Annotated in this window: 18 protein-coding genes, 1 pseudogene and 2 riboswitches; of the genes and pseudogenes, 9 read left to right on the top strand and 10 right to left on the bottom strand. The window is 68.3% G+C overall.

Annotation, left to right across the window (positions count from 1 at the left end; all coding sequences use genetic code 11):
• Window positions 1-3 precede the first annotated feature (3 nt).
• Window positions 4-462, bottom strand: coding sequence for a MarR family winged helix-turn-helix transcriptional regulator (locus ACWAUG_RS01470; RefSeq protein WP_460800683.1), 459 nt, complete (start codon window positions 460-462; stop codon window positions 4-6).
• Window positions 463-503: 41 nt separating this feature from the next.
• Here ACWAUG_RS01470 and ACWAUG_RS01465 point away from each other — a divergent pair, with 41 nt between their 5' ends.
• Window positions 504-1,733 carry an MFS transporter gene (locus ACWAUG_RS01465; RefSeq protein ID WP_460800682.1) on the top strand — a complete coding sequence of 410 codons (1,230 nt, stop codon included), beginning with the start codon at window positions 504-506 and terminating at the stop codon, window positions 1,731-1,733.
• A 46-nt stretch (window positions 1,734-1,779) separates the two neighbouring features.
• Here the strand turns inward: ACWAUG_RS01465 and ACWAUG_RS01460 are convergent, their stop codons facing one another.
• The 4 genes from ACWAUG_RS01460 to ACWAUG_RS01445 form a co-directional block, all read right to left on the bottom strand.
• Window positions 1,780-2,079, bottom strand: a complete 300-nt coding sequence (locus tag ACWAUG_RS01460; RefSeq protein WP_298036960.1) for a Fe-S cluster assembly protein HesB — start codon at window positions 2,077-2,079, stop codon at window positions 1,780-1,782.
• Between the two features lie 133 nt (window positions 2,080-2,212).
• A complete protein-coding gene (locus ACWAUG_RS01455) occupies window positions 2,213-2,689 on the bottom strand; it encodes a GNAT family N-acetyltransferase (protein ID WP_298036957.1) in 477 nt (158 codons plus the stop codon).
• 51 nt (window positions 2,690-2,740) lie between these two features.
• On the bottom strand, window positions 2,741-3,316 hold the full coding sequence (locus tag ACWAUG_RS01450) for a 1-acyl-sn-glycerol-3-phosphate acyltransferase (protein ID WP_298036955.1): 576 nt from the start codon (window positions 3,314-3,316) through the stop codon (window positions 2,741-2,743).
• A 46-nt stretch (window positions 3,317-3,362) separates the two neighbouring features.
• Window positions 3,363-3,851, bottom strand: a complete 489-nt coding sequence (locus tag ACWAUG_RS01445; RefSeq protein ID WP_298036953.1) for a DUF6328 family protein — start codon at window positions 3,849-3,851, stop codon at window positions 3,363-3,365.
• 70 nt (window positions 3,852-3,921) lie between these two features.
• Here ACWAUG_RS01445 and ACWAUG_RS01440 point away from each other — a divergent pair, with 70 nt between their 5' ends.
• Window positions 3,922-4,050 (top strand): hypothetical protein, encoded by a 129-nt coding sequence (locus ACWAUG_RS01440; protein WP_298036950.1) that lies wholly within the window; start codon window positions 3,922-3,924, stop codon window positions 4,048-4,050.
• A gap of 71 nt (window positions 4,051-4,121) precedes the next feature.
• Here ACWAUG_RS01440 and ACWAUG_RS01435 read toward each other — a convergent pair whose 3' ends face one another.
• Window positions 4,122-5,519: a DHA2 family efflux MFS transporter permease subunit gene (locus ACWAUG_RS01435; protein ID WP_298037027.1), complete on the bottom strand. Its 1,398-nt coding sequence runs from the start codon at window positions 5,517-5,519 to the stop codon at window positions 4,122-4,124.
• Between the two features lie 215 nt (window positions 5,520-5,734).
• Between ACWAUG_RS01435 and ACWAUG_RS01430 the strand changes: the two genes are divergently transcribed.
• From ACWAUG_RS01430 to ACWAUG_RS01400, 7 genes are all read left to right on the top strand, one after another.
• Window positions 5,735-7,792, top strand: coding sequence for an ABC transporter ATP-binding protein (locus tag ACWAUG_RS01430; RefSeq protein WP_460800714.1), 2,058 nt, complete (start codon window positions 5,735-5,737; stop codon window positions 7,790-7,792).
• Window positions 7,793-7,924: 132 nt separating this feature from the next.
• On the top strand, window positions 7,925-10,591 hold the full coding sequence (locus ACWAUG_RS01425; protein WP_460800680.1) for a family 20 glycosylhydrolase: 2,667 nt from the start codon (window positions 7,925-7,927) through the stop codon (window positions 10,589-10,591).
• A 129-nt stretch (window positions 10,592-10,720) separates the two neighbouring features.
• Window positions 10,721-11,983 (top strand): ROK family transcriptional regulator, encoded by a 1,263-nt coding sequence (locus tag ACWAUG_RS01420; RefSeq protein WP_460800678.1) that lies wholly within the window; start codon window positions 10,721-10,723, stop codon window positions 11,981-11,983.
• A gap of 4 nt (window positions 11,984-11,987) precedes the next feature.
• Window positions 11,988-12,815 carry an ABC transporter permease gene (locus ACWAUG_RS01415; protein ID WP_460800676.1) on the top strand — a complete coding sequence of 276 codons (828 nt, stop codon included), beginning with the start codon at window positions 11,988-11,990 and terminating at the stop codon, window positions 12,813-12,815.
• Complete coding sequence (locus tag ACWAUG_RS01410; protein ID WP_298036937.1) at window positions 12,797-13,621, top strand: ABC transporter ATP-binding protein; 825 nt, start codon at window positions 12,797-12,799, stop codon at window positions 13,619-13,621. Before ACWAUG_RS01415 ends, ACWAUG_RS01410 begins: the two co-directional genes overlap by 19 nt.
• Window positions 13,622-13,647: 26 nt before the next feature.
• Entirely contained in the window at window positions 13,648-14,661 is a 1,014-nt protein-coding gene (locus ACWAUG_RS01405) for an aliphatic sulfonate ABC transporter substrate-binding protein (RefSeq protein ID WP_460800674.1), read from the top strand.
• Window positions 14,662-14,745: 84 nt separating this feature from the next.
• Window positions 14,746-16,182, top strand: coding sequence for a sulfatase family protein (locus ACWAUG_RS01400; RefSeq protein WP_460800672.1), 1,437 nt, complete (start codon window positions 14,746-14,748; stop codon window positions 16,180-16,182).
• On the opposite strand, the gene ACWAUG_RS01395 is transcribed toward ACWAUG_RS01400, so the two are convergent.
• The 4 genes and pseudogenes from ACWAUG_RS01395 to ACWAUG_RS01380 form a co-directional block, all read right to left on the bottom strand.
• A complete protein-coding gene (locus tag ACWAUG_RS01395) occupies window positions 16,179-16,400 on the bottom strand; it encodes an SDR family oxidoreductase (protein ID WP_460800670.1) in 222 nt (73 codons plus the stop codon). The two genes, ACWAUG_RS01400 and ACWAUG_RS01395, sit on opposite strands and share 4 nt — an antisense overlap.
• A 64-nt stretch (window positions 16,401-16,464) precedes the next feature.
• Window positions 16,465-17,052: pseudogene (locus ACWAUG_RS01390) on the bottom strand (SDR family NAD(P)-dependent oxidoreductase); the annotation flags it as partial.
• Complete coding sequence (locus ACWAUG_RS01385; RefSeq protein WP_460800668.1) at window positions 16,979-17,923, bottom strand: glycosyltransferase family 2 protein; 945 nt, start codon at window positions 17,921-17,923, stop codon at window positions 16,979-16,981. The gene ACWAUG_RS01385 and the pseudogene ACWAUG_RS01390, both read right to left, overlap by 74 nt.
• Window positions 17,924-18,092: 169 nt before the next feature.
• On the bottom strand, window positions 18,093-18,773 hold the full coding sequence (locus ACWAUG_RS01380; RefSeq protein ID WP_460800666.1) for an NUDIX hydrolase: 681 nt from the start codon (window positions 18,771-18,773) through the stop codon (window positions 18,093-18,095).
• A gap of 43 nt (window positions 18,774-18,816) precedes the next feature.
• Window positions 18,817-18,913, top strand: a riboswitch (glycine riboswitch).
• Window positions 18,914-19,005, top strand: a riboswitch (glycine riboswitch).
• The last annotated feature ends 39 nt before the right edge of the window (window positions 19,006-19,044 follow it).

The following is a 19,044-nucleotide window of genomic DNA, read 5'->3' as shown; positions in this document are numbered from 1 at the left end:
GGCCTATTCCGGCCGGGGCCAGGGCTGGCCGCGCACGGCCTCGGCGTCTTCGTTGAAGCGGCGCAGCAGCATCGTCAGCTGCGCGACGTCGTCGTCTGACCATTCGGCGGTGACGCGTTCGACGGCCTGGGTTCGGCCGGTGAACTCTTCGTGGAGCCGCTCGGATCCGAGCGGGGTCGGGCGGTGCTTGCGCGCGGGGCCGCCGGCGGGATCGGGGAGGCGTTCGATGAGCCCCGCCTTCATCGCGGCGGCGACCTGCCGGTGCACGGTCGACACATCGAGGCCGAAGGCATCGGCGAGTTCGCCGACGCTCATCGGGCCGGATGCCTCGAGCCGGGCCAGCAGAACCGTGGCGCTGCGGTCGATGGCGAAGTCGCGCCCGTGGGCGGGGGTTCCCTGCAGTGCGCCGCGCGAGAGGAGCATGTGCTCGTAGACGAAGGCCTCGTGCGGTGCGGTGGTCATAGTGCCATCGTATCGGCTGATTTGCATGATACATTTGCATGATGCAAATCGTGAAGATCGACGGTGCGGCCGCCGGTGAAAAACCGCAGAAGCTGATCGGCGCGACGTTCGTGCTTTCGTGGATGGTCAACGTCTTCCAGTACATCGTCATGTACTTCCTCATCACCACGATGGCCCTCTACGCGGTGCGGCAGTTCGCCGCATCCGATGCCGCAGCCGGCTTCGCCTCGAGCGCCTTCGTGGTCGGCGCGACCGTCGCGCGCCTGTTCACCGGATACATCGTCGACCGCTTCGGCCGGCGACGCATCATGATCCTCGGGCTGATCGCGGCCACCGTGATCACGGGGCTGTACCTGACCGCGGCATCCCTCCCGCTTCTGATCATCGTGCGGCTCGTGCACGGCTTCGCCTACGCGTTCATGAGCACGGCCGTCATGGCACTCGTGCAGTCCGCGATCCCGGCATCCCGTCGCGCCGAGGGCACCGGATACTTCGCGCTCGGGTCCACGCTCGCCGCCGCAGTCGGCCCCGCCCTCGCCCTGTTCATGGTCGGATCCTTCAGCTACGAGCTGCTGTTCCAGGTCGCGCTGGGAAGCTCGATGATTAGCCTCGTGCTCGGACTCTTCCTGCGCGATCCCGCACGCTCCTCGAGGGCCGCGCTCCCCGCCCGCCCGAAGCTGACGCTGCGCGCGATCATGGACCCCGCGGTCATCCCGATCGGCATCTTTATGCTGCTCATCGGCCTGTGCTACTCGGGCGTCATCACCTACCTCAACGCCTACGCCGAGCAGCGCGACGTGGTGACCGGAGCGAGTCTGTTCTTCGTCGCCTACGCACTGTCGATGCTCATCATGCGCTTCATCCTCGGCAAGGTGCAGGATCGTCGGGGCGACAACGCCGTGATCTACTTCGGCCTGTTCTTCTTCGTGCTGGCGCTCGCCCTGCTGTCCTTCGCCACGGCGGATTGGCAGGTCATCGTCGCCGGCATGCTCAGCGGGCTGGGCTATGGATCTCTCATGCCCGCGGCCCAGGCGATCGCCGTGAACGCCGTGCCCGCCCACAAGCTCGGCACCGGAATCTCCACCCTGCTGCTTCTCGCGGATGCCGGTATCGGACTCGGGCCCATCGCTCTGGGGGTTCTGATCTCCGCCACCGGGTACGGAACGATGTATCTCCTGCTGGCCGGCATCGCCGTGATCGCCGCGCTCTTCTACCAGTTCACGCACGGCCGCCGGCCCGAGGCCCGGCGAGGCCGAGGCCTCGCCCTCTGAACACGATGGGGGCGGGATGCCGCAGCATCCCGCCCCCATCCACGGATCACGCCGGTTGCGGCAGGATCGTGAAGCTGACGGCCCCTTGGTCGTCCACGCCGGCGTCGAGCACCTTGTCGTTCAAGACCTCGGCGGCATTCCCCTCGAGGAAGACGCGGCTCGCCGAACCCTCGATGATGATGTCTGCGGGATCGGGTGAGGGAACGACATGAACCGCGAAACGGGCTTCCCCGTTCGGTCCCTGCCCCTCGGCGGACTGGATGCGCAACCCCGCTTCCGCGCCGGCATCCTCGCGGCCGACGATCGTGGTGACGACGGCATCTGCATTCTCGGTCAGGGTGAGCACAGGGCTCTCCTTCCGTTCGCGGACATGCTCCAGACGGAACATGTCCGGGCCACGATTCCTCACGCGCGCCCGCTCTTCAACCGTGACGGGCGGATTCTGAGGAACCTCCCATGTGCCGCGGCGGGCGGATGTCTCAGCGCAGCTTCTTGCGCAGGTACACCTGCTCGGTGCCGTCCCCCTGCGGGATCCGTTGCGTCTCGACGTACCCGCAGGACTCGTAGAGGCGGATGTTCGCCTCGCTGAGACTGCCGGTGAACAGCTCGGCCTCCGCGGCGGTGCTGCCCTGCTCCGCCGCTTCGAGCAGAGTGTGGCCGATGCCGGCGCCCTGCTGATCCGGAGCGATCACGAGGCGGCCGATCAGCAGCACCCCGTCGCTCTCCACAGCGCGGATGGCCCCGACGAGGCGGTCCCCGCGAGACGCCACCCAGCCGGCGTTGTCGGCGAGCTCCGCGGCCAGCTGCTCCAGCGTCTGCGTCAGCGGCGGCATCTCTACGCTGCCGTAGATCTGAGCCTCCGAGACGAAGGCGGCGCGCTGAAGGGTGAGAACCTCACCCGCATCGCGTACATGGATGGGGCGGATCGTGAGCGATGGGTTCGTCTCTTCGGCCATGTCTTCGAGTCTGCGGCATCGGGAGCACGGCGTCGAGGGGGCTTGCGGCCCTCAGCGTGCAGCGTCCTCCTCGCGCAGGCGCGGCTCCGTGCGCAGGTGCGGGCGCAGTCCGGACTTATCAGCGTAGAAGGCTCGGATGCGATCCATATCGGCGGCGACGTCGCCGGTGAGGGCGAACGTGGGGCCCAGGCCGGTGGTCATGGTGGTGCGGTCGACGAAGCCGAGTGTCACCGGCATCCCCGTCTCGCGCGCGATTCGATAGAAGCCGGACTTCCAGTGCGTGTTCGCGCCGCGCGTTCCATCCGGGGTGACCACCAGGCTGAACACATCCCCGGTGCTCACCTGGGCGACGACATCGGCGACCACGCGGCTCGGATCCGCACGGTCGACGGGCATCCCGCCCAGACGCCGCATGATCGGGCCTCGCCAGCCGGAGAACAGGCTCTTTTTACCGAGCCAGCGCACATCGATGCCGAGACGCCAGGCGATCGCCAGCATGAGGATGAAGTCCCAGTTCGAGGTGTGCGGGGCGCCCAGCAGCACGGTGGGCTGCTCGGGTGCGGCGGCACCGGTGAGCTTCCAGCGGCTCACCGCCCAGTAGAGACGGGCGAGAGCGCGTTTGAGCATTCCTTCACGCTAGGCCACGGTGTATGCCGGATCGGGAATGATCGGATCACGTCCGATTCACACGCCGGGGGAGCAGCAGCCACAGGGCGAGTACCACGACAGTTCCGAGGGTCAGCGCGATCGCTGCGGACCACCGGGAGAGGGCGAAGTCGACCACGAGGGTCGTCACACCGATCGCGAGAGCGCCGTTGACGAGGAGCGCCCACTTGACCACGCGCGCTCCGAATCGAACGAGGTCGGGTTTGCGGCGCAGCCCGAACAGCTGTCGGTGCATGCTCACCGGCGTCAGCGACAGGATCGTCGCGGTCGCAGCCAGGCAGACGAGGACGATGTACAGGCCGCGCTGCACGTCATCGAGTTCGGTGAAACGCGGCTGGAAGGCGACGGCGAGCAGAAAACCCGACAGCACCTGGGTGCCGGTCTGCATGACCCGCAGCTCCTGCATGAGCTCATCCCAGTTGCGGTCGGCGCGCTCGTTGTCGGTCTCGTCGCGTCCGTCGCCGGAGTCATCGGGCGCGACCGCATCATGAGTCATGGACCGAGTCTGCGTCGCGGACTGATGCTTGTCCAGAGCCATGGCATCCGGAACGGCGTAGCATGGGGCCATGACTGATTCGCAGAATGTTGAAACCCCGGGCGTGCAGCCCCTCGCCGCGCCTGCGGGCGTGAACCTTCTCGGTGAAGAGAGCGGCGGATGCTGCGGGGGGAGCGCCTGCGGCGCTCCCGCCGAGTGATCGCCTGATCCTCCGATACGAAAACGAAGAGCCCGTCACGATCGTGACGGGCTCTTCGCTGTGCGGTGCGGTCAGTGACCGGCCGGGGGCATGTCATCGATGGCATCCGCGGGCTTGCGGACGAATGCCGCGAGGGCGACCGCGGCCAGCGCGATGCAGGCCGCGATGAGGAATGCCATGCGGGCGCCCGGGGCACCGGCAGTAGCAGTCTGCAGACCCTCGTTCTCGCCCGCGTGCAGGATCGATGAGTAGGTCACGGTGAGAAGGGCGACGCCCGCCGCGCCGGCGACCTGCTGGATGGTGTTGAGGGCTGCGGAACCGTGCGAGTAGAGGTTGCGGCGCAGCGAACCCAGCGACGAGGAGAACAGCGGCGTGAACGACATCGCCATGCCGATCGACAGGATCATCTGTGCGGTGACCAGCAGCTGCCAGGCGGTGCTCTCCGTCACGGTCGAGTAGAAGAACAGCGCTGCGGCGACCATGATCGTTCCCGGGATCAGGAGGACGCGAGGGCCGCGCGCGTCGTAGACGCGGCCCATGACCGGAGCGAGCAGACCCATTGCGACTGACCCGGGCAGCAGGATCAGTCCGGAGTAGAGGGCATTGAGCTTCACGACGTCCTGCAGGTACAGCGGCAGCAGCGTCAGCGTGCCGAACATCGCCATCGAGAGGACCGCGAGGATGAGGATCGCGACGGTGTAGTTTCCCGAGCGGAACACGCGCAGATCGAGCAGCGCGTCGTCGGTGCGCTGCAGCACGATCTGTCGCCATACGAACAGGCCGAGGGAGACGACGCCGATCGCGAGCGCGATGATCGCGACCGTGGTGCTCTCGCCGCCGAATTGGCTGAGTCCGTAGACGACTCCGCCGAAGCCGAGCGCGGAAACGATGATCGAGAGAATGTCGATGGGGGCCCGGGTCGTCTCGCCGAGGTTCGTCATCCACTTCGCGCCCATGGCGAGGGCGACGATCGCGATCGGCAGGACGATGGCGAACAGCGCGCGCCAGGAGAGCGTCTCGAGCACGGCGCCGGCGAGGGTCGGACCGATCGCCGGGGCGAGCGAGATCACCAGGCCGACGCGGCCCATCATGCGTCCGCGCGACTGCGGGGGAACGACGTTCATCATGGTCGTCATCAGCAGCGGCATCATGATTCCCGTGCCGCCGGCCTGGATGACGCGACCAGCGAGGAGCACCTCGAAGCCGGGGGCGACGAGGCAGACGAGCGTTCCGAGCGAGAACGACGTCATCGCCGCGATGAACACCTGGCGGGTGGTGAACCGCTGCAGCAGGAAACCGGTGGTGGGGATCACGATCGCCATCGTCAGCATGAATGCGCTCGTGAGCCACTGCCCGAGTTCCGGCGGGATGCCGAGGTCGTGGTTCAGATGGGGGATCGCGATGCCCATGGTCGTCTCGTTGAGGATCGCGACGAACGCCGCCACGAGCAGCAGCCAGATCACGCGCATATCGGAGGGCGCGATCAGCGGGGCGGGGTTCGCCGTGGGGATGGAACCGGTGGATGCGACGGCCAAGGGAGCTCCTCGATGATGGGGACGAAAATGGCCGTCTGCGAAGCCGAAAGATCGGTGGCCGCTCGGACGACATTCCAGCGTAACCCGAATCGATTCGCACGTATTCCCGAGCGGGACGCTGCAACCGCCATATGCTGAACGGCATGAGCATGGGTGGCGGACGCGGCGGTGGTGGCGGTGGCGGCGGATTCCGCGGCGTGGATGAAGCAGCGCAGAAGAAGCTGAACGCGCAGGCGCCGAAGATCGCGGGGCTCGGCAAGCGCGTCGTCGCCCTGTTCCGCCCGTATACCGGGCGCATCGTCGTCACCGGCATCCTCGTCGTCGTCGGCGCGGCGATCGCGGTCATCCCGCCGCTGATCGTGCAGCGGATCTTCGACGATGCCCTCTTCCCCGTCGACGGGGGCGGCCCGGAGCTCGGCCTGCTGATCAGGCTCGTCCTCACGATGGTCGGTCTCTTCCTCTTCTCCGCGCTTCTGGGCGTCGCGCAGACCTGGTTGACCTCGACGGTCGGCAACAGCGTCACCGGCGACCTGCGGGTGCGGCTCTTCGAGCACCTGCAGGCGATGGAGCTGGGATTCTTCACCCGCACGAAGACCGGCGTCATCCAGTCCCGCCTGCAGAATGATGTGGGCGGCGTCTCCGGCGTCCTGACGAACACCGTCACCAGCATCCTCGGCAACATCGTCACCGTCATCGCCTCGCTCGTCGCCATGATCCTCATCGACTGGCGGCTGACGCTCATCGCGGTCGTGCTCATGCCCTTCCTCATCGTCGTGCAGCGCAAGGTCGGGCAGGTGCGCGCACGCATCGCCGGGGAGACCCAGGAATCGCTGTCGGAGCTGACCTCCATCACGCAGGAGACCCTGAGCGTCTCGGGCATGCTGCTGTCGAAGTCGTTCAACCGTCAGCGCACCGAGTCGGAGCGCTACCAGGCCGAGAACCGCAATCAGGTGAAGCTGCAGGTGCGCCGGGCCATGAGCGGACAGGGGTTCTTCGCGGTCGTGCAGGTGCTCATGGCATCCGTCCCCGCCGTGATCTACCTCGTCTCGGGCTACCTGATCGCCGGCGGCGCCGGCGCGATCACCGCGGGAACCGTGGTCGCCTTCACCACTGTGCAGGCCCGGCTGCTGCAGCCCCTCATGGGACTCATGCGGGTCTCCCTCGACCTGCAGACCTCGTCGGCGCTGTTCGCGCGCATCTTCGAGTACCTCGACCTCGTGCCGGAGATCGAGGATGCCGAAGACGCCGGATCCGTGGACGATGCCCCCGGCCCGCGCGGACGCATCGAGTTCCAGGACGTCGTCTTCCGCTATCCGGATGCCGCACCCGATGCCCGACCGACGCTCCAGGGGATCTCGTTCGTCGCGGAACCCGGCCAGCACGTGGCCTTCGTCGGGCCTTCGGGTGCGGGCAAGACGACCGTGCTCTACCTCGCCCCGCGCCTGTACGAAGCCCACGGCGGCTCCGTGCTGTTCGCCGGAGAAGACGTTCGCCGGCTCACGCAGGAATCGATCATCGACAACGTCGGAATCGTTTCTCAGGAGACCTATCTCTTCCACGCGACGATCCGCGAGAACCTCCTGTACGCCAAGCCCGGCGCGAGCGAGGAGGAGATGATCGCGGCGTGCACCGCGGCGAACATCCACCACATCATCGCCGGTTTCGAAGACGGCTACGACACGGTCGTCGGCGAGCGCGGATACCGTCTCTCCGGCGGTGAGAAGCAGCGCATCGCGATCGCGCGCGTGCTGCTGAAGGACCCGCCGGTGCTGCTGCTCGACGAGGCCACCAGTGCGCTCGACACCGTTTCGGAGCGCGTCGTGCAGGAGGCTCTCGACGAAGCGGCGAAGGGCCGCACCGTGCTGTCGATCGCGCACCGCCTGTCGACCGTCATGGGCGCCGACACGATCCACGTGCTCGAAGCCGGCCAGATCGTCGAATCCGGCACGCACGGCGAGCTCATCGCGCTCGGCGGGCTCTACGCCGAGCTCGCCGAGCAGCAGGTCGCCGCGACGAGGGTCCTCGAGACTGAACAGACGCTCGAGGCCGCGGTCACCGGGGGCATGTCCGCGGCCTTCGCATCGCGCCGGGCCGATCGTGCGCCGCAGGGATCGATGGGGCAGGACGCGGTCGACGCGCTGACCTCATCGGTGCCACTTCTGGATGGGGCATCGGAGGACCGGCGGGTCTACCCCGCGGTGGAATGAGCGGATCGGGCGGGAGCCGGCCGTTTCTGATCGGCAATTCTGTCGGAGGGTTGACGGAGGAATTCTCGGCTCATTGACTGGGTGCTCCGCGCCCACGCATCGGAGCGTGCGCGCCCTCGTCCAGGAGGATCCATGCCCCGTATCCGATCCGCTGCACTGATCGTGGCACTGTGCGCGCTGGGGGCGGCTTCGCTGCCGGCCGTCGCGACCGCAGCGCCCGATGCGACCGCGGTTCCGACCGACGCCGCCCGCGCCGCCACAGCGACCGCGTCATCGGTCGAGCTCGACCGGGCCGACTTCGCCGCCCGCTTCGCGATCGACGGCGACTCGTCGACGCGGTGGTCGTCGAAGTACACCGATGCCGAATGGCTGCAGCTGGCCTTCGCCGAGCCGACACCGGTGCACACGGTCGAGATCGACTGGCCGAACGCGTGCGCCCGCGCATTCTCGCTGCAGACCTCGACCGACGGGGAGAGCTGGACGACGGTCGCGCAGCGGAGCGGCCAGAGCACGTGCCCCCGCACGGACGCGATCGAGGTCGACGTCGCGGAGCCCGTGTCCTACCTGCGCATGCAGGGTGCACAGCGATGGGCGGCGTACGGCTTCTCGATCTCGGAGATGCGCGTGTGGGACGCCGCGCCGCCCGAGCCCGAACCCTCGCTCGCGCTCATCCCCGCACCGGTCTCGCTCATCGAGAGCGAAGGCGAATACCTGCTCGGCGCGGATGCCGCGATCTCAGCATCCGGCGATGCGCTCGCCGCCGCGGAGCTGCTCGCGGGCGTGCTGCGGCCCTCGACCGGGTTCGAGCTGCCGATCGACGCGGCCGCGGCGGATGCCGCGATCGAGATCGTCGTCGCGCCCGGGGAAGCACCGGCCGGGCACGCGGATGAGGGGTACGCGCTCGACGTCGACGCCACCGGCATCCGGATCGGCGCGGACACGGCCGCCGGTGCGATCAACGCCGTCCAGACGCTCCGCCAGCTGCTGCCGGCGTGGGCCGGGGCGGACGAACCAATGGCGGTCGACTGGCGAGTCCCGCACGTCGAGATCTCCGACTACCCGCGATTCGAGTACCGCGGGTTCATGGTCGATACCGCCCGCAGCTTCTACACGGTCGCCGAGGTGAAGGAGTTCGTCGATGCGGCGTCGCCGCTGAAGCTCAACCGGCTGCACCTGCATCTCACCGATGATCAGGGCTGGCGGCTCGTCATGGACACTCCCGGGCAGAACCCGTCGGGCATCGACTACGGCCTGCTCACAGAGGTGAGCGGTGCGACGGCGATGACGTACAACGACGCCGGCGACCTCATGGGCACGGAGCTGGGGCGCACCGGCTTCTACACGAAGGCCGATTACACCGAGATCGTCGAGTACGCGGCCGCCAACGGAATGACGGTCGTCCCGGAGATCGACATGCCCGGTCACACGAACGCCGCGCTGCACGCGATCCCTCAGCTGAACTCTGCCGGCTCCACGCCGCAGCCGGCGCCGGGGGCGGACACGGTGCCGGCGCAGGGCTCCGGCAACGTCGGGGAGTCGAGCCTGGATGCCGGGAACGATGCCACCTACGAGTTCATCACCGAGGTGCTCACCCAGCTCGCCGAGCTCACACCGGGGCAGTATCTGCACATCGGCGGCGATGAGGCGCACTCGACGAGCACGGCCGATTACACGCGCATGGTCGACTTCGCCAACGCCGCGGTCGCCTCTCTCGGAAAGACGGTGATCGGCTGGAACGAGTACGCCGGCACCGATCTTCCCGACGGCGATGCGGTCGTGCAGTACTGGAACGGCGCCGGTGCGAACGTCGCCGCCGCGGTGCGCGACCAGGGCGCGCGGGTGATCCTCTCGCCGGCGAACCGCACCTACTTCCCGCAGAAACAGGACATGGCTCAGCCCAACGGCGGGACGTGGGCGTGCGGTGGTGCATGCACCCTCGAGAACGCCTACTCGTGGAACCCGGCGGCGCAGATCTCCGGCGTCGGCGAGGACGCCGTGCTCGGGGTCGAGGGCGCGTTCTGGGGCGAGTTCATCCGCGGCGTCGACCAGGCGGAGTTCTTCAGCTTCCCCCGTCTTCTCGCCATCGCCGAGACCGGGTGGACGCCCCAAGCGGGAAAGGACACCGCGGACTTCGTGCAGCGCGTCGCCGATATCGGGCCGCGCTTGGCGATCGAGGGTGTGAACTTCTTCCCGACGGCGACCGTGGCCTGGTCGGCGGATGCCGCGGCAACCGTCGGCGGTGCGGGACCGGGGGCACGGGCGCTCGCCGCGGAACCGGGTGAGGAGACCCGGATCGACTGGGTGGTGGCCGCTCCGCGCCGCACAACCGCCGAGGTCACCGGCACGGTGACCTGGAGCGATGGCGTCGTCGACGAGATCGTGTTCGACACCGAGGGCGTGAGCGACATCGCGGCCATGACGCTCGGAGCCCGGTCCTCGGCGACGACGGGGCGCGAGCTGACCGAGCCCGGTGTCTACACCGCGCAGCTCGAGGTCTTCATCGCGGGCGAGTCCATCGCTGTCTCGGCGGCCTCCGTGACGGTCGCCGCAGAGGACAGAGGCGACGGAGGTGCCGGAGATGACGAGGTCGGCGCCGAAGAGCCCGCAGCGGGGGAGGAGACGAACCCCGGCGGCGGTGGTGGTGGTGCGACAGCGGGTGACGGTGCCGCCGGTAGTGGCGGCGGTGCGCTCGCCGCGACGGGGTACGACGGCGCGGGAGTCGTGGTGATCGTCGCCGTGCTCCTGCTGGTGGCCGGCGGCGGGCTCGTGGCTCTGCGGAGGATCCGCGCGATGCGCTGACAACGGGTCGCGGAGAGAGGGTGCCGGCGATCCGGCACCCTCTCTCGCATCTGCGGAGGGTTTGACATTTTTCCGTCATATTTATGTCGGAGGGTTGTTGGAAAAAATACGGGCTTCTACCGTGGTGTCATGTCCACCCCCACCGGAGTGCACGCGCTGGTGCGTCGAACCCACGAGGACAGGGTCCTGCAGGCCCTGCGCGAGCACGGCGCGCTCACCCGGGCGGAGCTCTCCGCCCAGATCGGTCTCTCGCGCACCACGCTCTCCGAGATCACCGCGAGCCTGCTCGAGCGAGAGGTCATCTCCACACTGCCGCCGCGCGGACCGATCATCGGCCGTGGCCGCCCGGCCGAGCGGCTGCGCCTGGACCCCACTGCGGGGCAGTACGTGGGAATCGACTTCCGGCACAGCCTCGTCCGGGTCGCCGTCGCCAACGCCGCCCGTGAGCTCATCGCCTCCGACACGGCCGCCTACGCCAGCGCATCCACCTGGGACGACCGCATCCGCACCGCTTTCGAACTCGTCGACACGATGAGCGCCTCCGCAGGCATCAACGTCGACAGTGTCCGAGGCATCGCCGTCGGACTGCCCGGCCCGTTCTCCTCCCGCCTGCCCCGGCCCGCAGAGCAATCCGTCGACGAGGCACGGCGAGCCGATGCGCAGCGTGTGCGCTCCGCCTTCGCCGAACGCTACGGAGCCGATGTGCTCCTCGACAACAACACCCGCCTCGCGGCCCTCGCCGAAGCGACGTGGAACACCCGCGACGGCGTCGACGACCTGCTCTACATCCGGCTCTCCTTCGGCATCGGCGGGGGCCTCGTCATCGACGGCAGGCTCGTCTCGGGCAGCACCCGCATCGCCGGGGAATTCGGGCACACCCGCGTCGGCGGCATCAGCACCGAGTGCCGGTGCGGTAAGCGCGGCTGTCTTGAGACTCTCGCATCGATCGACGCGCTCCTGCGGCGCTGCCGGGAGGCCGGCGTGCCGGTCGCCTCGCTCGACGAGGTGCAGGCCGCCGCTGACAAGGGCGACCCGATCGTGCTGCGCGTCATCCGTGAGACCGGAGCCGCAGTCGGCGAGGTGCTCGGGGGGCTGGCGATCGCCGTGAACCCGGCCGAGATCGTCATCGGCGGGGAGGTGGCGATGATCTCCGACACCCTCATCGAGCAGATCGCCGAGACCGTCGCCTATGAGCTGCTCCCCGTGGGGTCGTACGGGCCGCGCGTGCGCCGCACGGAGCTCGGCGATGAGGGCGGGGCGATCGGCGGCATCGTCGCGCTCCTGCGACGCACGCCGCTGCTGAGCGGCTACCCGCAGGACCTTGCCGTGTCCGCCGCGCCCAGCGGTGCACGCACGACAACGAGCGCCCGGCGCTCCGGAACGAACGGATGAAAAGGTGACCACCACAGCACCTCCTGAGACGGCGACGGCGACGCTGGCCGTCGCCGAACGCCGCAAGACCCGCGCCGGCCGCAGGCCCGGGCGAACCCGCACGATCCTGCTGAGCACCGTGAGCATCCTGCTCGGGATCGGCATCTGGTGGATGCTGGCGCTGCTCGGCTTCCGCCTGCCGACGCCGCCCGAGGTCGCCGAGCGCGCTTGGATCCTCATCGCGGACGGCACCCTGCTCGCCGACCTCGTCGCCAGCCTCACCCGCGTGCTCATCGGATTCGCCCTCGGCACCGCCGTCGCCATCCCCGTCGGGTTCCTCATGGGCTGGTACGTCACCGCGCGGGCCCTCATCGAGCCGTGGATCCAGTTCTTCCGCACGATCCCGCCGCTGGCGATCATCCCGCTGGCGATCGTGCTGCTCGGCATCGGCGAAGAGCCGAAGATCCTCGTGATCTTCCTCGCGGCGTTCTTCGCCTGCGTTATCTCCACATTCCAAGGCGTCGTCAATGTCGACCGCACCCTCATCAATGCGGCACGCGTGCTCGGCGCGAAGGACGGCGCGATCTTCCTGCGGGTCATCGTCCCGGCATCCGTGCCCTTCATCCTCGTCGGCATGCGCGTCGGCCTCGGGGCGAGCTGGGCCACGCTCGTCGCCGCCGAGCTCATCGCCGCCCAGCAGGGCCTCGGATACCGGATGCAGCAGGCCCAGCTGTACTACCAGATCGACACGATCTTCGTCGGGCTCATCGTCATCGGTGTGCTCGGCCTCGTGATGGATCGGCTGCTGCTGCTGGCCGAACGCAAACTGACCTCATGGCAGGAGCGCCGATGATGAACCGCACGACGACCGACCCCCGCATCAGCGTGCGCGGGATCACCAAGACCTTCGACCTCAAGGGCGAGAGCTTCGTCGCCCTCGACGGCGTCGACCTCGATGTCGCGGACAACGAGTTCATCACCGTCGTCGGACCCTCCGGCTGCGGCAAGTCGACCCTGATGAACATCCTCGCCGGCCTCGACACACCCACCGCCGGCGAGGCCCTCGTCGACGGGAGGGCGGTCACCGGCCCCGGCCCCGACCGCGGTGTGATCTTCCAGCAGTACGCCCTGTTCCCGTGGCTCACCGTGCGCAAGAACGTCGAGTTCGGGTTGAAGACGGCGGGGATGCCCGCCGCCGAGCGCCGAGCGAAAGCCCAGCACTTCATCGACATGGTCGGCCTCGGCGACTTCGCCGACGCCCTGCCGAAGATGCTCTCCGGTGGCATGAAGCAGCGCTGCGCCATCGCCCGCGCCTATGCGATGGACCCGAGCATCCTGCTCATGGACGAGCCCTTCGGCGCGCTCGACGCCCTGACACGGGTGAAGCTGCAGGAGCAGCTGCTGCAGACCTGGAGTCAGGAGAAGCGAACGGTCATGTTCATCACCCACGACGTCGACGAGGCGGTATTCCTCGCCAACCGCGTCGTGGTGATGGCGGCGCGCCCCGGACGCATCTACGAGATCATCGACGTCGATCTGCCGTACCCGCGCACCGAGCAGATGCGGCTGAGCCCCGAGTTCGCCGAGCTGCGGAACCGGGTATGGAACGCCGTCTACCACCAGACCCCCGGCCACCGGGCCCCAGCCGCCGTCGTCTGACGGCCCCGACCACGAGGAAGACCATCATGATCAGGAACAAGCGCAGTCGCATCGTCGCCATTGCGGCTCTCATCTCGGCAGGGGCCATCGCCCTGGCCGGCTGCTCGTCCAGCGGCGCGAGCGGCGATGAGGCCGGATCGGATCACCCCACGATCCGCATGGGATACATCGCGGACTTCAACGGCGCGAGCCTGCTCGCCATCGCCGACGAGCTCGGCCTCTGGGAGGAGCACGGCCTCGACGTGAAGGAGTCGGTCTTCACCAACGGCCCCCTCCAGATCACCGCGCTGGGCACGAACGACCTCGACTTCGGATACATCGGATCCGGGGCCATGTGGCTGCCGGCATCCGGCGAGGCGCAGGTCGCGATGATCAACAGCCTGGGCGACGCCGACCGCGTCATCGCGCAGCCGGGCATCACCTCCATCGCCGACCTCGAGGGCAAGAAGGTCGCGGTTCCCGAGGGGACCTCCGGCGACATGATCCTCACGATGGCTCTCAAGAGCGCAGGGCTCACGATCGACGACGTCGAGAAGGTCGCGATGGATCCCGCCACCGTCGTGTCGGCTTTCGCCTCCGGACAGGTGGATGCCGCGGGCATCTGGTTCCCGCTCATCGACACCATCCAGGGACAGGTCCCCGACCTGGAGATCCTCGCCTCGAACGAGGACTTCGCCGACGAGATCGCCTTCACGAGCGCGATCGTGGCGAACCCCGCGTTCACCGAGGAGCACCCCGAGGCCACGGAAGCCGTCATCGCCGTGCTGCGCGAGGCGATGGACTACCGCGTGGAGAACCTCGACGAAGCCGTTTCGCTGACCGCAGCGATGCTCAAGGGCGATGAAGCGGCCTTCGCCACCGATGCCGCCAACGCCAAGTACCTGACCTCCGCCGAGCTCGACTCGTACACTGAGGACGGCACCGTCGAGACCTGGTTGACGAGCCTGAACGACTACTTCGTGTCGGCGGGCAAGCTCCAGCAGGCCGAACCCGTCTCGAGCTACTACCTCGGCGACGCATTCGTCGCCGCCGGCAAGTAACGGCCACCGCGCCGACACCCCGGCCCGATGCGATCGACCGCGCCGGGCCGGGAACCCCTCTCTGAACCACAACGAATGAGCCGTATGACCACTGCACCACGCCGCCCGAACATCGTCCTGATCCTCACCGACGACCATGCCTCCCACGCCATCAGCGCGTACGGGTCGGCGGTGAACTCCACGCCCCGCATCGATGAGATTGCCGAGAACGGCGTGCGCCTGGACAACTGCTTCTGCACGAACGCGCTGTGCACGCCGAGCCGCGCGTCGATCCTCACCGGCACGTACAGCCACATCAACGGCGTGACGACGCTGCACACCCCGATCGACGCCTCGCAGCCGACGTTCATCTCGCAGCTCGGCGCGGCCGGATACCGCACCGCGATCATCGGCAAATGGCACATGGGCGAGGGCGAGGGGCACGACCCGCAAGGCTTCGACCACTGGGAGGTGCTCATCAACCAGGGCGAGTACTTCGACCCGCAGATCCTTTCCGCAGACGGCCTGCGAATCGAGGAGGGCTACGCCACCGATGTGCTCACCGACCTCGCCCTGAAGTGGCTCGACGAGCAGCCGGGCGACGAGCCCTGGTGCCTGCTGCTGCACCACAAGGCCCCGCACCGCCCCTGGCAGCCCGACGAGAAGCACCAGGGCATGTACAGCGACCCGATCCCGCTTCCGGCGACCTTCGAGGACGACTACTCGACCCGTTCATCGGCCGCCCACCGCGCCGCCATGCGCATCGCCGACCACCTCACCCTCACCGATCTGAAGGTCGCCCCTCCCGAGGGGCTCACCTACGAGCAGGCCGCCGTCTGGAAGTACCAGCGGTACATGGAGGACTACCTCGCGTGCGTGGCATCCGTCGACGACAACGTCGGCCGTGTCATCGACTATCTGCGCGAGAAGGACGTCTTCGACGACACCCTGCTCATGTACACCTCCGACCAGGGGTTCTTCCTCGGCGACCACGGCTGGTTCGACAAGCGTTTCATGTACGACGAGTCGCTGCGCATGCCGCTCGTGATGAGCTACCCGAACCGGATCCCCGCCCGTCGGGAGCCGGTCGAGCAGATCGTCACCAACGTCGACTTCGCCCAGACGATCCTCGACTTCGCCGGCGTCGAGCCGGTCGAGCGGATGCAGGGCGTCAGCATCGTTCGGCAGCTGACGGATGCCCCGGACGAGCCCACCCGCGAGGCGATGTACTACCGCTACTTCGAGAACGACGACATCGACCACCACGCGCTCGCGCACTACGGCATCCGCACCGAGCGCTACAAGCTCATCTACTTCTACAACGACGGACTCGGCCTGCCCGGGTCATCGCCGCACACCTACCCGCCGGAGTGGGAGATGTACGACCTCGAGGCCGACCCCGAAGAGCTGAACAACGTGTACCTCGCCCCGGCGTACGCCGAGATCCGTGAACAGCTGAAAGTCCAGCTCTGGCAGCTGCAGGCCTCGCTCGGCGACACCCCGCACCACTCGCAGCCGGTGCCCGCGGGGCTGCCCGGCTAGTGCACGGAGAGGCCGCCGTCGACGAACAGTGACTGGCCGGTGACGTACGACGAGCCGGCGCCCGCGAGGAACACCGCGGCGCCGGCGAAGTCGTCGGGCAGGCCGTTGCGGCCGATCATGGTGCGCTCGGCGAGCTCGGAGACCTTCTGCGGGTCCTGCTGCAGACGGGCGTTCAGCGGGGTGAGGACGAATCCGGGCACGAGCGCGTTGCTCGTCACCCCGGTGCCGCCCCAATGCCTCGGCCTCCGAGCGCACGAGGGATTCGATCGCGCCCTTCGAGACGCCGTAGACACCGCTGCTCACGAATGCGCGGTGGGCCTGCTGCGAACTGATGTGGATGATCCGGCCGTACCCGCGCTCGACCATTCCGGTGCCGTAGCGCTGCCCGAGCAGGAACGGCGCCAGTGCGTTCACCGTCATCGTGGCATCCCAGTCGTCCTCGGAGATCTCGGCGTAGGCCGGTCGGATGTTGATGCCGGCGGAGTGCCCGACGATGTCGGGATCGCCGAACGCGACGGTCGCGTCCTCGGCGAGCGCCCGGATGCCGTCGCGGGTGCTGAGATCGCCGAGGACGCCGGCGACGCGGCATCCTTCCGCGGTGAGCGAGGCGACCGTCTCGTCGACGCGGTCGCGACCGCGGGCGACGATGACGACGGATGCTCCGGCGCGGGCGAGGGCTGCGGCGATGCCGCGGCCGATGCCGGAGCTGCCTCCGGTCACGATGGCCGTGCGGCCGGTCAGGGAGAAGAGGGATTCGAGGTATGCGTTCACGGGATCTCCTTCGAGACTGCGGGCGTCACCAGCTGAGCGCCGCGGCCAGATCGGGGTCGGGGCGGGCGTCCCGGAACTCGGGGAGTGCGCGCAGTTCATCGAGGAACGCCTGGACCTCCGCGGCGTAGGCGGGGTCGGGGTGGACGGCGGCGATCTCCTGGAGCGGCGCCATGTCCATGGCGAGGATGAGATCGAGCCTCGCGGTCACCGCGGCGTGCGCCCCCGCCCGTTGAAGGATGCGGATGCCGCCGCGGAGCGCCGCGAGATAGTCGCGCAGCACCGGCAGCTGCGACTTCGTCTGCGTGATCGAGGTCCCCTCGGCGCGCAAGCGCCAGTGCACGACGACATCCGGGATGACGTCGAATGCATGGGCGCGGGTGTACATGCGCTGCGCGACGATCTGATCCTCGTAGGCGACGTCCTCGGGGAAGCGCTCATCGCCCCAGAAACCGGTGCGGCTCACCTTCGACCAGGCGACGACATTGGCTGATGCCGCGGGGTGATCGTGGATCGTCGTGCCGAGCCGCTGCGGGTCGGTGGCCGCGGCGGTCCACGGCTGCACCCGACCGGGGGAGTAGGAGCCGTCTTCGTTCGGCCGCAGACGCACATAGGAGCCGGCGACGAAGTCGCTGCCGGTGGAGGAGAGCGTGCCGGTGAGGCGCTCGAGCGCGGTCGGGGTCAGCTCGTCGTCACCGTCGAGGAATCCGAGGTACTCGGTGTCGACCCGGTCGAGGGCGGCGTTGCGAGCGGCGCCCAGGCCGCGGGGCTCGGTGTGCTCGAGGACGGCGAACCGGGTGTCGGCGCTCGCCGCGTCGCGGAAGATGTCGCCGGTGGCATCGAGCGACCCGTCATCGACGAGGATCGCCCGCCAACGGGTCGCGGTCTGCGCCTGCAGGGAGGCGATCGCGGCGGGAGCGTACGCCTCGATGTCGCGGCCGGGGACGATGAGCGTGACGATCGGGGCGGGCACCCCTCGAGTCTAGGCGCGGCCGAGATCGGGCGGGCGGGCAGTGCCAGCTCCGCGTGAGGCCTCTGCCTTGCACAACTCAGGAGGAACAGCCGCTGCGCCGGTTCTGGTGCCGCGAAATCGCGGATCTGCGGAAAATCTCCGGAGTTGTGCAGGCGGGGCGGGGAGGGCTTCAGCGATCGGACTGCACCGACAGCGCCTCGTGGCGGTACAGGCGGGCGGGGCGATGCTTCCCGGTGCGGAACGAATCGGTGGCGACGAGCTCTTCGGCGCCTTCGAGGAGACGGCGGAAGTTCGAGGGGTCCAGTCGCCGGCCGAGCACCGTTTCATAGACTTCACGCAATTCGGTGAGCGTGAACTCGTCGGGCAGCAGTCCTGCCGCGATCGTGCTGTACCCGACCTTATTCCGCAGCCGCCACAGCGCGTACTCGACGATGCTCGTGTGGTCGAATGCGAGCGCCGGCAGGGCATCGACATCGAACCACTCCACGTTCTCGGGTGCATCGGCGACGGCGCGGTGCGCATCGACATGGTCGGAGCGCAGCATTGCCCAGTAGACGACGGAGATCACGCGCGTCGGTGAACGGTCGACATCGCCGAACGTGTACAGCTGCTCGAGGTGGCTGGGCTTCAGCGCGGTCGTCTCGATGAGGGTGCGGGATGCTGCGGCATCCAGGTTCTCGGACAGATCGAGCCATCCGCCGGGTAGCGCCCACATGTCGAGGTGCGGGTCGCGTGTGCGGCGTACAAGCGGGAGCATGAGCCGATCGCCGTCGGCGCAGGAGCGCAGGGAGAAGATGACGGTGGAAACCGCGACGCGGATCGCGTCGGTGCTGCCGAGCGATGAAGTCACGTCCTCGAGCCTATAAGCTGAGAGGGCAACTGAACACGGCCGCATGAGGCGTGCGGGAGAGCTCCGGCGAAAGCAGCCGGGCACCGAAGGAGCAAGCACTCCCCGCCAATCTCTCAGGTACCGCGTACCGCCCGCCTCCGGCCACTCTGAAAAGCGATGCGAAAGCATCCGCCGACGGTGAAAGCCCCTTTTTCGTGGGCGAAACTCTCAGGCCGATGACAGAGGGGGAGTTCTCGGATACCGTGCATTCCGTACGGCATCCTTCCGACCA

The sequence above is a fragment of the Microbacterium sp. GXF6406 genome, assembly GCF_054798215.1.
Note: the sequence above shows the minus strand (reverse complement) of the source record. Positions and strands in the feature narration are given on the sequence as shown.